We start from the raw sequence: 14,756 nt of genomic DNA on the forward strand, positions 1-14,756 counted from the left end.
ACCTGCCCTCTTCTGACCGGGGTGCCCGCCGGATCGGCGCCGGGGAGCAAACGAGGCGCGGCTGTTCCGGTCCGCGACCGAGGCCCTGCCCGCCCTTTTCCCTGCCCACAGGCCTGCTATGGCTGCATGGTGGCCAGAGACGGCCGCCTCTGACACCGCCGGGACCGCGACCATGACCTCCGCCATCCTTCTCGCCCTCTCGCCGATCGTGCTGATCATCGCACTTGGCCACCTGCTGAAGCGCCGCGCCTTCCTTGCCGAGGGCTTCTGGCCGCAGGCGGAGCGGCTGAGTTACTACATCCTGCTGCCCTGCCTGTTCTTCAACAGCCTCGCCACGGCGGATCTCGGGGCGATCCCGGTCGGACGGCTGGCGGCGACGCTGATCCTGTCGACCCTCGCGGTGGCCGGCTTCGTGCTGATGATCCGCCCGGCGCTCAGGATCGACGGCCCGGCCTTCACCTCGGTCTTTCAGGCCAGCATCCGTTTCAACAACTACGTGGGCGTGACGCTGGTCACCGGGCTGTTCGGATCGACGGGGCTGGCGCTGGCGGCACTGTCCAATGCCTCTTTGGTGCCCACGGTGAACATCCTCAGCGTGCTGGTCTTCTCGCGCTTCGCCACGGCGCGGCTGGGACCACGGCAGGTGGCGGTGCAGCTGGCGACGAACCCGCTGCTGCTGTCCTCGCTGGCGGGGATCGGCTTTCAGCTGGCCGCGCTGCCGATCCCGGCGGGCGTGGAGCCCGCCCTGCGGACGCTGGGCGCCGCCTCGCTGCCGCTTGGGCTGCTTTGTGTCGGCGCGGCGCTGGATTTCGGCGCGGCGCGGGCACTGGTTGCGGCCCATCGTGGTCTCCTCGGCGGTGAAATTCGCGATGCTTCCGGCGGTCACGCTGGCCGTGGCGCTGCTTCTGGGGCTGGAGGGGCGCGCCCTGACCACAGTGCTGCTGTTCCAGGCGCTGCCGACCGCCTCTTCGGCCTATATCCTCGCCCGGCAGCTGGGCGGCGATGCGCCGCTGATGGCCGGGATCACCGCGGCGCAGACGGTGCTGGCGCTGGTCACGCTGCCGCTGGTGATGTCGCTGATGGCGCTGCTTGTGGGGATCGGGCTGTAGGCGCGCCGCAGGGGCAGGCCTGCCCGGCCCCTGATCCGAAAGACCTGGCGCGACAGCGGCCCGCCCGGGGCCAGCCGTTGCGCCGCGGGAAGGGGGCGGTCGCGCCGAAGGATCGCGACGGCGCCCCTGCCCCCGATGTGCCCCGCCCGTCAGGCCGCGCTGACGCGCCAGATCGCGTCGCCGACATCGTCGGCCACCAGCAGCGATTTGCCGTCCGGTCCGACGGCCACGCCCACCGGGCGCCCGTAGGCCAGCCTTTCGTCCTCGGACAGGAAGCCGGTCAGGATGTCGCGCGCCGGACCCGAGGGCCTGCCGCCCTCGAAGGGCACGAAGATCACCCGGTAGCCGCTGAGGATCGAGCGGTTCCAAGAGCCGTGCTGGCCGATCACCATGCCGGGGCCGAAGCCCGGCAGCACGCCCTCGGGCAGCCAGCACAGGCCCAGCGAGGCGGTGTGGCCGCCGAGCGCGTAATCGGGTGTGATCGCGCTGGCCACCTTGGCGGCATCCTGCGGCACGCGGTCGTCCACCACCTTGCCCCAGTAGCAATAGGGCCAGCCGTAGAAGCCGCCATCCTGCACCGAGGTCAGGTAGTCGGGCGGCGTCTCGTCCCCCAGCCCGTCGCGTTCGTTCACCACGGTCCAGAGCGCACCTGTCCCCGGCTCCCACGCCATGCCGACGGCATTGCGCAGCCCGCTGGCAAAGATGCGCGCGGCCCCGGTGGCCACGTCGACCTCCCAGATCGCGGCGCGGCCCTCTTCGGCCTCCATGCCCGCATCGCCGATGTTCGACAGCGAGCCCACGCCGACGTAGAGCTTCGTCCGGTCGGGCGAAACCAACAGGCTGCGGGTCCAGTGACCGTGCGGCTTGAAGTCGACGATCTGCTGTCCGGCACCGGACAGCGGCTGCCCGGGCGTGTAGTCGAAGACCTTCAGACCGTCGGTATTGCCGAGGTAGAAGCTCGATCCGACCAGCGCCATGCCGAAGGGCTGGCGCTGGTTCTCGACAAAGACCTCGCGGTGTTCGGCGACGCCGTCGCCATCCGCATCGCGCCAGAGCGTCACCCGGTTGGCGCTGTCGCCGATCGCCTTGACCCGGCGCATGGTCGCCTGCGCGGCATGGTCCATCAGGGTCTTCGGCGCGGCGGGCTGTTCCTTGGATTCCGCCACCAGCACGTCGCCGTTGGGCAGCACCTCGATCCAGCGCGGATGATCCAGCCCCTCGGCGAAGGCCTTGACCGACAGGCCCGGCGCGCAGATCGGCAGACGCCCGTCCTTGAAGCCCTCGGCGGCGGGCATCTTCAGCGTCATGATCCCCTGCGCGCGGGCCTCGGGGATCTCCGGTTCGCTGCCGAAGGCTCGGATCGCGGGCGATCCCGCCCGGCGCGTGGCTGCAATGACTCCTCCGACCAGCGCGGTCGCCTTGGCGATCAGGTCCATGATCCCTCCCGTTCCTGTTTGCGCTATCCTCGCTTGCGCCATCCTAGGCCAAAGGCGCGGGACAGGACAGGGGGCGTGGACGCTGTCGCGGCAGGCCCGGTGCCCGGGCAACGGGCGAGAGGCTCTGCCTCTCGCGCTCTCCGAGGTATTGTCAGACCGAAGAAGGGGGCGCGGCGCATTGTGGTCCGGGACGGTGGGGGACGCGGGCGCGGCGGCGGGGCCGGTCCGCGCGTGGCTGGCGCAGCAGGCGTGGCGGCAGCAGGCGTGGCGGAAGACCCGCAGGAAGACCCGAAGGGAGGTAAACAGATCTTGTCTTGGCGGATGCCGCGCGCCGGTGCAGGCTGAGCGGAGGACCCCCGGTCGTGCCCCGGGCCGGAAAGCGTTGCGCGGGCCCCCAGTTGGTGCCATCGTCTGCGCCGAAAGCCCGGGCGGGCGGCCTTGCGGTGAGGCGCGGCCCGGATGCCGGGGGCACAGGCAAGGGCCCCTGCGGCGCCCCCGGCCCCGTGCAGCGAAACAGGGCGTGCCGGGACGCCGAAACCGGCCCGGCCCGGGGCCATTGAACGGAAGACCATGCGCGTCCTGAAGCAAATCATCCTCTGCATCGCGGTCCTGGCCGGGACCGGCTACCTCTGGCTGACCTATGTCCCCGGCGCCGCCGCCTTCCCGGAGCGCAGCGGCGTGACCGATCTGCTGGGCATCCGGGTGGGCGCCGCCGAGGCCTCGGAAAGCGGCGGCGGCGGCTTCGGGCCGCGCGGTCCGGCGCAGGTGGTCGTGGCCGCGGTCACCGAGGCCACCGCCAACGACCGCATCGACGCCATCGGCGACCTGCGCGCCCTGCGCGGCGCCACCCTGCGCACCGAGGTCAGCGGCGAGGTCGTGGCGGTCGCGCTGGAGACCGGCGGCTTCGTCGAGGCGGGCGCGGTGATCCTGCGGCTGGACGACGAGGCCGAGCGCATCGCGCTGGAACGCGCGCAGCTGATGCTGGAGGACGCGCGCGGCGACGTGGCCCGGCTGGGCCAGCTTCAGGGCACCGGCGCGGTGACCGAGGTCCGCCTGCGCGAGGCACAGCTGGCGCAGCGCACCGCCGAGCTTGCGGTCACCGAGGCCCAGTTCCGCCTGTCGCAGCGAACGGTGCGCGCGCCCTTCTCGGGCTGGCTCGGGCTGCTCGATGCCTCGGTGGGCGAGCGCCTGTCGCCCAGCGACACCATCGCCACCCTGACCGATCGTTCCGAGGTGCTGATCGACTTCCGCGCGCCGGAACGCATCGCCAGCCGCATTGCCCCCGGCATGGCGATCGAGGCCCGCTTTCTGGGCGGTGGCCCTGCCGCGCCCCTGACCGGGGAAATCCACGCGGTCGACAATATCGTCGACCCCCGCAGCCGCACCCTGCGCGTCCAGGGCAAGCTGCCCAACGAGGGCGACCGCCTGCGCGCGGGCATGTCCTTTGCCGTCACCCTGCGCTTTCCCGGCGACAGGCTGGTGGCCGTCGACCCGCTGGCGGTGCAATGGGCCAGCGAGGGATCCTACGTCTGGGCGGTGCGCGACGGCAAAGCCGCGCGGGTCGGCGTGACGATCCGCCAGCGCGACGCCGACCGGGTGCTGGTCGAGGCCGAGCTTGCCCCCGGCGACGCGGTGGTGACCGAGGGCGTGCAGTCCCTGCGACCGGGCGCCGAGGTGGCGGTGGCCAACCCGCCCGAGGCGGGGCTTGCGGCAGAACCGCCCTCGCGCAGCGCGCTTTGACAGGGGGACGCGCCAGATGACCGACCGCTCGCAATCCGCGCTTGGCTCGGGCACAGCGCTGTTCGTGAAACGCCCGATCCTGGCCTTCGTGCTGTCGGCGCTGATCGTTCTGGCGGGGCTGGCAGGCCTTGCGGGCGTCGAGATCCGCGAACTGCCCAACGTCGACCGCCCGGTCGTCACGATCACCACAAGATACCCCGGCGCCTCGCCCGAAAGCGTCGACCAGGAGGTGACGGGCCGCATCGAGGGCGCGGCGGGACGGGTGTCGGGCGTGCGCTCGATCTCGTCGAACTCGCGGTTCGGGCGGTCCCGGGTGACGCTGGAATTCGAGGAAAGCGTCGATCTGGACGTGGCCGCCACCGATGCGCGGGACGCGGTGGCCCGCATCGCCGGGCAGCTTCCCGACGATGCCGAGCAGCCCGAGATCGTCAAGGCGGACGCCAATGCGCAGGCGGTGATCCGCGTCGCCGTGACCTCTGCCGGGCGCTCGCCGCAGGAGCTGACGCAGATCGTCGAGGACCGGGTCGAGGACCGCCTGCTGTCCGTCGCGGGTGTGGCCGACCTGCAGATCTACGGCGACCGCCTGCCGATCTTCCGCATCGACATCGACCAGTCGAAGCTGGCGGCGCGCGGGCTGACGCTGGCGGATATGCGCGCGGCGCTTTCCGACGTGGCCTTCGACGCCCCCGCCGGCGACCTGACCGGCAACAGCCAGAGCATCGCGGTGCGGACCACCGCCACCATTGCCACCACGCGCGGCTTCGAGGATCTGGAGCTGGCCCCGGATGTCTTCGTCCGCGACGTGGCGACCGTGACGCTGGGCCCCGCCCCGAACGAGACGGTGCTGCGCGCCAACGGTCAGACCGGGATCGGCCTTGGCATCATCCGGCAGGCCACCTCGAACACGCTGGAAATCTCGGCCGCCGTGCGGGCGGTGGTCGCCGAACTGGACCGGACCCTGCCCGGGGACGTGTCGATCTTCGTCACCTCGGACGACGCGATCTTCATCCGCGGCTCGATTGAGGAGGTGTTGAAGACGCTGGCCATGGCGACCGCCATCGTGGTCGCGGTGATCTTCCTCTTCCTGCGCGACGCCCGTGCCACGCTGATCCCGGCGCTGACCCTGCCCGTGGCGCTGATCGGCACGCTCGCGGCGATCTACCTCGTGGGCTTCTCGGTCAATATCCTGACGCTGCTGGCGCTGGTGCTGGCCACCGGCATGGTCGTCGACGACGCCATCGTGGTGCTGGAAAACATCGTCCGCCGCCGGTCCGAGGGCATGGGCCCCCGCGCCGCCGCCGTGCTGGGCACGCGGCAGGTCTTTTTCGCGGTGGTCACCACCACGGCGACGCTGGCCGCCGTCTTCGTGCCGCTGTCCTTCCTGCCGGGACAGGCGGGCGGGCTGTTCCGCGAGTTCGGCTTTACTCTGGCCATCGCGGTCATGCTGTCCTCGCTGGTGGCTCTGACGCTCTGTCCGGTGCTGGCCAGCCGCCTGCTGTCGCGCGCCCCCGACGCCGATCCGCGCGGCCCGCTGGTCTGGCTGGGCAACCGTCTGTTCCGGCTGTACCGCTGGACGCTGGGGCTGGCGCTGGACCTGCCCTTCGTGGTGCTGCTGGTGGCGGTGCTGTTCTCGGCCACGGCGGTTTTCGTCGGCGGCGGCATCCGGCAGGAGCTGACCCCGCGCGAGGACCGCGCCGTGGCGCTGCTGTCGGTCTCGGCGCCGCAGGGGGTGTCGCTGCAATACACCACCGCGAAGATGGCCGAGATCGAGGCCCTGATCGACCCGCTGCGCGAGACCGGAGAGGTCACAAACGTCTTTTCGATCACCGGCTTCGGGTCGGACAACCGGGGGTTCATGGTCTTCTCGCTGGCCCCGTGGGAGGATCGCGCCCGCAGCGAGGACGAGATCGTGGGCGAGATCAACGGCAAGCTGCGCGGCGTGATCGGCGTGCGCGCCTTTGCGATCCAGCCGAACTCGCTGGGCATCCGGGGCGCCGGGCGCGGGCTGTCCTTCGCCATCACCGGTGACAACTACGCGCAACTGGCCGAGGTCTCCGAGCGGCTGGTCGCGCGGATGCAGGACAACCCCGCCATGGGGCAGGTCCAGCTGGAATACGAAACCACGCAGCCGCAGCTGTTCATCGAGATCGACCGCGAGCGCGCCTCGGACCTTGGCATTAACATCTCGGGGCTGGGCGAGGCCCTGCGCGCGGTGCTGGACGGGCGCACGGTGGGCTCTGTCTTCATCGACGACCGCAGCTTCGATATCCAGATGCTGTCGACATCGAACCCGGTGAACGACCCCGGCGACCTGGCCAATATCTTCGTGCAGACCGGCGACGGCCAGACCGTGCCCATGTCGACCTTCGTCACGCTGGAAGAACGCGCCATCGCGCCGGAGCTTGACCGCGAGGGGCAGAACCGCTCGGTCGAAATCTCAGCGGGGCTGACGCCGGAACTGGCGCTGGGGGATGCCATGGCGCAGGTGCAGGCGCTGGCCGACGAGATCCTCGCCGAGGAAAACCGCATCGTGCCGCTGGCAGAGGCGGCCACGCTGGACCAGACCTCTTCGGGGCTGCTGCTGGTCTTCGGCTTCGCCATCGCCGTGGTCTTCCTGGTGCTGTCGGCGCAGTTCGAAAGCTTCATCTCGGCGGTGGTGGTCATGGCGACGGTGCCCATCGGGCTGGCCTGCGCCGCCTTCGCCATGGTCTTCACCGGGTTGTCGCTGAACGTCTACAGCCAGATCGGGCTGGTGATGCTGATCGGGATCATGGCCAAGAACGGCATCCTGATCGTCGAATTCGCGGACCAGCTGCGCGATCAGGGCGCCTCTGTCCGGGACGCGATCCTCGACGCCTCGACGATCCGCCTGCGTCCGGTGATGATGACCATGACCTCGACGGTGCTGGGTGGCGTGCCGCTGATCCTGTCGGCGGGCGCGGGCGCCGAGGCGCGCGAGGCCCTGGGCTGGGTCATCGTCGGCGGGCTTGGGCTGGCGACGCTCTCGACCCTCTACCTGACGCCGGTGGCCTACCTGCTGCTTGCGGGCTTCTCCAAGCCGCGCGTGATGGCCATGCAGCGGCTGGAATCCGAGCTCGACGAGGCGCTGGCCTGACGCGGCCCGCGCCGGGGGCTGCGCCCGCGCGCCGGGTGCACCCCCACCGAAAGCACTGCGGCCCTGCGGGTGCCCTGCCCCGCCAACAGGCCGGCCCTCAGAGGCCCAAATGCCTTGCAGGCCGCGCCCGAAAACGGTTCGGGTCGGCGCCTGCGCGCCAAGGGAACGCCCCCGCTTTCGTCTTCTCCGCTGTGCGCCCCCTCGCGCCACGCCATTCGGGACAGAAGGCTCCACCCGGGTGGGACGCCCCTGCGCAGGCCGAGCGCGCCACCGCCAAATCAAACCTCGAAAAACCTCGCCCCCCTTGTATCGATAAACAAATACGTTTCCCGCCCCGAAGAAAGGCGCCCCGATGAATGCCCCTGTAAAGCCGCGCACCACCACCCCCTTCGACCGCAAGATGGCGCAGGCGAAGAAGCTGCGCGCCGCACAGGACTTCGAGCAGGCCGCCCTCCTTTACGGCGAGGCTGCGGCGATGCTGCCGAACGCCAAGGCCGGGCTGTTCATGGCCATGTGCCAGCGCGACGCCGGGCGGACCGAAGAGGCGCTTTCCAGCTACCGCAGTTACGCCGATCGAAACCCCCGGGATTTCGACGGCTGGTGTGGCCTTGGCGTGCTGCTGAAACGCCTCGGTCGCTATGAAGAAGCCATCGCGCCCATGCAGCGCGCGCTGGCGCTGCGGGACGATGCCCCGGCCCGGAACACCCTGATCGCCTCGCTATGGCGCGTGGGCCGCAAGGAAGAGGCCCAGACCGAGGGTCACAGGAACCTCATCCTGAAGCACCGGCTGGCGCATCAGGCCTTCGAGGCCTCGCCCAGCAAGGACCTGACCGTCAAGCCGGGCGGGCGCGGCTTCGACCCCGAGCGGCGGAACCGGAACATCATTTCGTTTTCGCTCTGGGGCGATCGCCCGGAATACATCACCGGCGCGCTGGTGAACGCGCAGATCGCCCAGCATCTTTACGTCCGCTGGACGCCGCGTTTCTACTGCGACACCTCGGTGCCGCAGGACGCCCGGGACGCCCTGAAGGCCTATGGCGCGCAGGTCGTCCTGATGACCGGCAAAGACGATGCCGCGATCCGCCCGATGTGGCGGTTCCCGGCCTCGGACGACCCCGATATCAACGTCTTCGTCTGCCGCGACGCCGATTCGCGCGTGAATGCAAAAGAGCTGCTGGCGGTCACGGACTGGCTGAATTCCGGCTGTCGCTTCCACATCATGCGCGACCACATCTACCACCACGAGCTGATCCTTGCCGGGATGTGGGGCGGCATGGCCGGTATCCTGCCCAATATGCGGGACTGGCTGCGGTCTTCGCCGAAGTACTTCGACAACAAGTTCGGCGATCAGGCCTTCCTTGCGGATATGCTTTGGCCGCTGATTCATCGGGACGCCAGAATCCACGACACCTACTACCGCTTCCCCAAGGCCGGCCCCTTCCCCGCTGGATACGACCTGCCCGGGCTGATCCATGTGGGGGGCGGCACGAAGAACATGCCGCACTGGTCCAACTACGTGCACCTGCCCCGGGGGCGTGATCCCCAGATCCGGGCGACACCGGCGCAGGGCGGATCCGCGCGGGCTCCGGTCGGACATCAGCGTGACTGGCCGGACCTACCGATACCAGCCGGCAAGGATGCAGGAGGGGGTGCTGGGGTTCCCAGGCCTGAGAGACCGGTTGGGGTCAGTGACTTCGGCGAAACGCCTTGGAATCCGCCTGTACGCCTTGGAGATATGGTGGGTGATGAGAGACTCGAACTCCCGACATCTTCGGTGTAAACGAAGCGCTCTACCAACTGAGCTAATCACCCGGTCCGACGGCATTTAGCCAAACTGCTCCGGCAGCGCAAGAGGCCCGGGCCACAGCCGTCCGGAGTGACCCTGCCCGCGCCATAGGCACAGCCGCGCCGCCGGTCCCTTTTTCCCTTGAGCAAGCGCCGGTACGCAGGTCAGGCCGGGCTGCGGCACGCCCTGCGCCGGGACCCGCGTGCGGCCTGTGTGCGGCCTGTGCGTGGACCTTCGCGAAGGCTTCGGCCCCGCCCCTGCAAGACGCCCGCCCCTCTGGACCGGGGACCGGGCCTGCTACGGTCGAGCGCCGGACATGAAAAAAGGGCCTCGCAGCGATGCGAGGCCCCTGAATTCTGGTGGGTGATAAGAGATTTGAACTCCTGACATCTTCGATGTGAACGAAGCGCTCTACCACTGAGCTAATCACCCGGTGCCGGGCGTATTGGACTCACTCCGCCGCCTGCGCAAGGGGGTTTGTCCGGGAATCTTGCGGATCCTCCGGTTGGCGCACACGGGTGTGCACGACCAGCCCGCGACCGCCCTTCTTCAGCCGTGTGACCTTGACCTTGCCCAGCGGCACGAGGTTCAGCTCGCGGCCCGAGGCCAGCGCCTCGCCCATCACCGCAAGCGCCGCCTCGATGGCGGGCTTCACATCGCGCTTGCGCATACCGCTGCGCTGCATGGCCAGCGCGATCAGCTCGCGCTTGCGCAGCTCTGGCGGCGCCACGAAACTGACGTCGCGCACCTCGTCCGGCCCGGCCTCATCGGTCTCGTCCGAAGGGATCTGGGCGGCCCCCTGCGGCTGCGGCGGTTCCGGCAGGGGCTGATGCTCGGCCTGTGTCGGATTGTCCGGATCGGGAATCCCGGCCTCCAGATCGGCCTGAGCCTCTGCCTGAAGCCAGGCCTGATCGGCAGCCAGCGCGGCGGCAATGGCCGCCTCTTCCGCCTCGGATGCCGCCTGAGCGCGGCGTCTGGCCCGCAGGCTGGCCTTGTTCGCACCCGCCTTCCGCCGACGGGGCAACGGCGTCTCTGTCTTGCTTGTCATCTGCCTGTCTCTGCTCTTTTTCTGCCCGACGACGGCCCGTCTTCCGCAGGTCCGCGCGTTTTTTTGTCGCATCAGTGTATCAGAAAAACCGAATCGATCAAAGCGCCCGGTTGACTCGCAAAGGAGCCCTGCCGCAGGCTTCGGGTTCAACCATCCGGGCTGGAGCATTAAGCATGAAATCCATCGTACTGGGCGTAGGTCTTTTTTTCGCAGCTTCGACCGCCTTCGCCGGCAACTACGATCCCCCGCATATCGATCCCCCGGTGATCATCGAGGATGCCGCCAATTCCAGCACCGATTCCGGCGGCATCGTTCTGGGCATCATGACCCTGCTGCTGTTTGGCGCGTACCGCGGCCAACTAAGCGCCCGAACAACTTGGGGCCAGCCCCTCACGCATAACATGAAAAAGGCGCCGCAATCCCTTGCGACGCCTTCTTTATTTGCAGCCATGGCATTCAGTGCGCGGTTGCGCCCGCGCCGGTCTCCTCGGCCTTAGCCTTGGCGGCGGCGCGCGGCGGCCTCTTCGGCCTCCTCGTCCCATTCCACCGGTTCCGGCTTGCCGATCAGGGCCATGTCCAGCACCTCGGACACGTGCTTGACGGGGACGATCTTCAGCCCCTCTTTCACGTTGTCCGGGATATCGGCCAGATCCTTCTCGTTCTCTTCCGGGATGAAGACCGTGGTGATTCCCCCGCGCAGCGCCGCCAGCAGCTTTTCCTTCAGCCCGCCGATGGCGGAGGCATTGCCGCGCAGCGTCACCTCACCGGTCATGGCGATATCCTTGCGCACCGGCAGGCCGGTCAGCACGGATACGATGGCCGTGACCATGGCCAGACCCGCAGAGGGCCCGTCCTTGGGCGTGGCCCCGTCCGGCACATGGACGTGGATGTCCCACTTGTCGAAGCGCGGCGGCTTCACCCCGATCGAGGGCGCGATGGACCGCACGTAGGACGAGGCTGCGTCGATGGACTCTTTCATCACATCGCCCAGCTTGCCGGTGGTCTTCATCCGGCCCTTGCCCGGCAGGCGCAGCGCCTCGATCTGAAGCAGATCGCCGCCCACGGAGGTATAGGCAAGGCCGGTCACGACCCCCACCTGGCTTTCCTCTTCGGCCAGACCGTAGCGATACTTCCGCACGCCAAGGAAATCGTCGAGATTGTCCGAGGTCACCGAGACCGCATCGGTCTCTTTCTTGACGATCTTGGTCACGGCCTTGCGCGCCAGCTTGGCGATCTCGCGCTCGAGGTTCCGCACGCCGGCCTCGCGGGTGTAGTACCGCACGATATCGGTCAGCGCGTCGCCGCCAACGGAGAACTCCTTGGCCTTCAGCCCATGCGCCTTGGTCTGCTTGTCCAGCAGGTGGCGCTTGGCGATCTCGATCTTCTCGTCCTCGGTGTAGCCCGAAAGCGGGATGATCTCCATCCGGTCAAGCAGCGGCCCCGGCATGTTGTAGCTGTTCGAAGTGGTCACGAACATCACGTTCGACAGGTCGTATTCCACTTCGAGATAGTGGTCCACGAAGGTCGAGTTCTGTTCGGGATCAAGCACTTCCAGCATGGCCGAGGCCGGGTCGCCACGGAAGTCCTGCCCCATCTTGTCGATCTCGTCGAGCAGGATGAGCGGGTTCGTGGTCTTGGCCTTCTTCAGCGCCTGGATGATCTTGCCGGGCATCGAGCCGATGTAGGTCCGGCGGTGGCCGCGGATCTCGGATTCATCGCGCACGCCACCCAGCGAGATGCGGATGAACTCGCGTCCCGTGGCCTTGGCCATAGACTTGCCAAGCGAGGTCTTGCCGACGCCCGGAGGGCCGACAAGGCAGAGGATCGGGCCCTTCAGCTTCTGCGACCGCGCCTGCACGGCCAGATACTCGACGATCCGCTCTTTCACCTTCTCAAGCGAATAGTGATCGGCATCGAGGATCTCCTGCGCCTTGTTCAGGTCCTTCTTGACGCGGCTCTTGGTGCCCCACGGGATCGACAGCATCCAGTCGAGGTAGTTGCGCACCACCGTCGCCTCGGCGCTCATCGGCGACATGTTCTTCAGCTTCTTCAGCTCGGCATCGGCCTTTTCGCGCGCCTCTTTCGACAGCTTGGTGTTGGCGATTTTCTCTTCCAGCTCGGCCACTTCGCCTTCGCCGTCCTCGCCATCACCCAGCTCTTTCTGAATGGCCTTCATCTGCTCATTCAGGTAATATTCGCGCTGGGTCTTCTCCATCTGCGTCTTGACGCGGGTCTTGATCTTCTTCTCGACATTCAGGACCGACATTTCGCCCTGCATCAGGCCATAGACCTTCTCCAGCCGTTCGGAAATCGCCAGCGTTTCAAGCAGGTCCTGCTTTTGCTGCACCTCGATGCCAAGGTGTCCGGCCACCAGATCGGCCAGTTGCGCAGGCTCCTGCGCGCCACCGACGGCGGCCAGCGCCTCTTCGGGGATGTTCTTCTTGACCTTGGCGTAACGCTCGAACTCTTCGGCCACGGTATGCACCAGCGCCTCGATGGCGGCGGTGTCGCCGGGCATCTCGGTCAGGTACTCGGCCCGGGCCTCGAAGAAATTCTCGTTTTCAAGGTATTCGGTGATGCGCACGCGCGCCTGCCCCTCGACCAGCACCTTGACGGTGCCGTCGGGCAGTTTGAGCAGTTGCAGCACGTTGGCCAGCACGCCGGCCTTGTAGATGCCCTTGGGATCGGGATCGTCCTCGGAGGCGTCCATCTGGCTGGCAAGCAGGATCTGCTTGTCGTCGTTCATCACCTCTTCGAGGGCGCGCACCGATCTGTCGCGCCCCACGAAGAGCGGCACGATCATATGCGGGAAGACGACGATGTCGCGCAGCGGCAGCACCGGGTACGAGGGGTTCAGAGGCTGTTTCATGCTCGCGTTTCCTGGTTATTGGCAAGACGGTCGGACCCCGCGTCGCGGCAGCCGTGGACCGTCTCCGGTCATGAGGAATGAAGGTGGGGTGTTTTTAACGGTTTTTCAACCGAGGTCCCTTGGCCTTCCGGGCAGTTTGGCGTGCCCCGGGGGGCGGCGCAAGCGCGGATTGGGAACAATCCACAGCAGGTTTCGCGGCATCCTGCGGCGGGAACGCCTGCGCCCCGGACCCGGCTCAGGCCTTGTCGTCCTTGGCCTGCGCGGCCTTCATGCGCGCCAGCAGGTCGGCCTTGTCGGCCTTGCCGCCCCGCGCGTCCTTGCCCGCGGGGCGGGTCTTGTTGCCGTCGAAGCGCGGGGCGCCCTTGGCGGGCTTGGCGCCGCCGGATTTTCCGTAGTTCATGGGAGACTCTCCCGGGGTGATCGACCGAAGATAAACACCGCGCGCGTCCGGGGCAATCGCTGACCTGCCCCGGCCCGCCGGAAATCCCCGGCTTCCATGTCGCGCGCGCGGGACAGCGCCCCGCGCGCATCCCGAGGGCCGTCAGGCGGGTTCTTCCTGCATGGTCGGATAATCGGTATAGCCCTCGCGGCCACCGCCGTAGTAGGTCGCCGGATCGCCTTCGTTCAACGCGACCCCGGCCTTCAGGCGCGCGGCGAGGTCGGGGTTGGCGATATAGGGCCGCCCGAAAGCCACGAGGTCGGCATGCCCGCCCGAAACGGCCTCCAGCGCCATCTGCCGGTCGTAGCCGTTGTTGACCATCCATGCCCCGTCGAAACGCCCCTTCAGCGCGTCGAGGTCGACGCCTTCGGGCAGATCGCGCGCGCCGCCGGTCTGGCCCTCGATCAGGTGCAGATAGGCAAGCCCCCGCCCCGAGACGAAGTCGACGAGGAACTCCCCCAAAGCCTTGGGGTCGCTGTCCGTGGCGCCATTGGCCCCCGAATAGGGCGAGATCCGCAGCCCCACATGCGCCGCGTCCCATGCCCCGGTCACCGCATCCAGCACCTGCCCCAGGAGGCGGGCGCGGTTCTCGAAGGAGCCGCCATAGGCGTCGGTGCGGGTGTTGGTTCCATCCTTCAGGAACTGGTCCAGCAGGTAGCCGTTGGCGCCATGCACCTCGACCCCGTCAAAGCCTGCCTCGCGGGCGTTGCGGGTGGCCTGGGCAAAGGCCTCGACGATGCGCGGCAGCTCTTCCGCCTCCAGCGCGCGGGGTTCAGAGACCGCGACCATCTGGGCGCCGTCGAAGGTCTGCACCCCTTCGGCCCGGATCGCCGAGGGCGCCACCGGCGCCTTGCCGTCCTCTTGCAAAGATGTGTGGCTGATGCGGCCCACGTGCCAAAGCTGGATGACGATCCTGCCACCGGCCTCGTGCACCGCGTCGGTGACCTTCTTCCAGCCCGCAATCTGTTCGGCGCTGTGGATGCCCGGCGTCCGGGCATACCCCTTGCCCTCGGGGGTGATCTGGCTGGCCTCGGTGACGATCAGGCCCGCCCCGGCGCGCTGCCGGTAGTAATCGACATGCATGTCAGAGGGCGCGTCGCCGTCGAAGGCACGATTGCGGGTCAGCGGGGCCATGACCACGCGGTTCTTCAGGTCGATGGCGCCCAGCTTGAGGGGGTCGAACAGGGTCGACATGGCGCTCTCCTTTCGGTTTT

General features: G+C 68.3%; 10 protein-coding genes, 2 tRNA genes and 2 pseudogenes. 5 read left to right on the forward strand and 9 right to left on the reverse strand.

The genetic code is table 11. The features are described 5' to 3' along the window. Nucleotides 1-492: 492 nt before the first annotated feature. Complete coding sequence (locus tag ABFB10_RS01230) at nt 493-621, reverse strand: hypothetical protein (protein WP_347164999.1); 129 nt, start codon at nt 619-621, stop codon at nt 493-495. A gap of 155 nt (nt 622-776) precedes the next feature. Here ABFB10_RS01230 and ABFB10_RS01235 point away from each other — a divergent pair, with 155 nt between their 5' ends. Next, nucleotides 777-1,109: an AEC family transporter gene (locus tag ABFB10_RS01235; protein WP_347165000.1), complete on the forward strand. Its 333-nt coding sequence runs from the start codon at nt 777-779 to the stop codon at nt 1,107-1,109. A 149-nt stretch (nt 1,110-1,258) separates the two neighbouring features. On the opposite strand, the gene ABFB10_RS01240 is transcribed toward ABFB10_RS01235, so the two are convergent. Continuing rightward, nucleotides 1,259-2,545: a PQQ-dependent sugar dehydrogenase gene (locus ABFB10_RS01240; RefSeq protein ID WP_347165001.1), complete on the reverse strand. Its 1,287-nt coding sequence runs from the start codon at nt 2,543-2,545 to the stop codon at nt 1,259-1,261. 570 nt (nt 2,546-3,115) lie between these two features. Between ABFB10_RS01240 and ABFB10_RS01245 the strand changes: the two genes are divergently transcribed. The 3 genes and pseudogenes from ABFB10_RS01245 to ABFB10_RS23915 form a co-directional block, all read left to right on the forward strand. Then, nucleotides 3,116-4,285: an efflux RND transporter periplasmic adaptor subunit gene (locus ABFB10_RS01245; RefSeq protein ID WP_347165002.1), complete on the forward strand. Its 1,170-nt coding sequence runs from the start codon at nt 3,116-3,118 to the stop codon at nt 4,283-4,285. A gap of 16 nt (nt 4,286-4,301) precedes the next feature. Next, a complete protein-coding gene (locus ABFB10_RS01250) occupies nt 4,302-7,400 on the forward strand; it encodes an efflux RND transporter permease subunit (RefSeq protein WP_347165003.1) in 3,099 nt (1,032 codons plus the stop codon). Between the two features lie 511 nt (nt 7,401-7,911). Beyond that, nucleotides 7,912-8,082, forward strand: a pseudogene (locus ABFB10_RS23915) (tetratricopeptide repeat protein); the annotation flags it as partial. A gap of 36 nt (nt 8,083-8,118) precedes the next feature. Here the strand turns inward: ABFB10_RS23915 and ABFB10_RS01255 are convergent. The 4 genes from ABFB10_RS01255 to ABFB10_RS01270 form a co-directional block, all read right to left on the reverse strand. Beyond that, on the reverse strand, nt 8,119-8,805 hold the full coding sequence (locus tag ABFB10_RS01255) for a hypothetical protein (RefSeq protein WP_347165004.1): 687 nt from the start codon (nt 8,803-8,805) through the stop codon (nt 8,119-8,121). A gap of 331 nt (nt 8,806-9,136) precedes the next feature. Then, nucleotides 9,137-9,212 (reverse strand) — tRNA-Val (locus tag ABFB10_RS01260). Nucleotides 9,213-9,543: 331 nt separating this feature from the next. After that, a tRNA-Val gene (locus ABFB10_RS01265) sits at nt 9,544-9,618 on the reverse strand. Nucleotides 9,619-9,637: 19 nt separating this feature from the next. Then, nucleotides 9,638-10,234 (reverse strand): HU family DNA-binding protein, encoded by a 597-nt coding sequence (locus tag ABFB10_RS01270; RefSeq protein ID WP_347165005.1) that lies wholly within the window; start codon nt 10,232-10,234, stop codon nt 9,638-9,640. A 173-nt stretch (nt 10,235-10,407) separates the two neighbouring features. On the opposite strand from ABFB10_RS01270, the gene ABFB10_RS01275 reads away from it, so the two are divergent. Continuing rightward, nucleotides 10,408-10,731 (forward strand): hypothetical protein, encoded by a 324-nt coding sequence (locus tag ABFB10_RS01275; RefSeq protein WP_347165006.1) that lies wholly within the window; start codon nt 10,408-10,410, stop codon nt 10,729-10,731. Here ABFB10_RS01275 and lon read toward each other — a convergent pair. The 3 genes and pseudogenes from lon to ABFB10_RS01290 form a co-directional block, all read right to left on the reverse strand. Then, nucleotides 10,691-13,103 (reverse strand): annotated as a pseudogene (gene lon, locus ABFB10_RS01280) (endopeptidase La). The gene ABFB10_RS01275 and the pseudogene lon sit on opposite strands and share 41 nt — an antisense overlap. 235 nt (nt 13,104-13,338) lie before the next feature. After that, complete coding sequence (locus ABFB10_RS01285; protein WP_206565353.1) at nt 13,339-13,503, reverse strand: hypothetical protein; 165 nt, start codon at nt 13,501-13,503, stop codon at nt 13,339-13,341. Nucleotides 13,504-13,644: 141 nt separating this feature from the next. After that, on the reverse strand, nt 13,645-14,736 hold the full coding sequence (locus ABFB10_RS01290; RefSeq protein ID WP_347165007.1) for an alkene reductase: 1,092 nt from the start codon (nt 14,734-14,736) through the stop codon (nt 13,645-13,647). Nucleotides 14,737-14,756: the final 20 nt, after the last annotated feature.

The sequence above is a fragment of the Ponticoccus litoralis genome, assembly GCF_039769985.1.
GTDB classification, from domain to species: domain Bacteria; phylum Pseudomonadota; class Alphaproteobacteria; order Rhodobacterales; family Rhodobacteraceae; genus Ponticoccus; species Ponticoccus litoralis.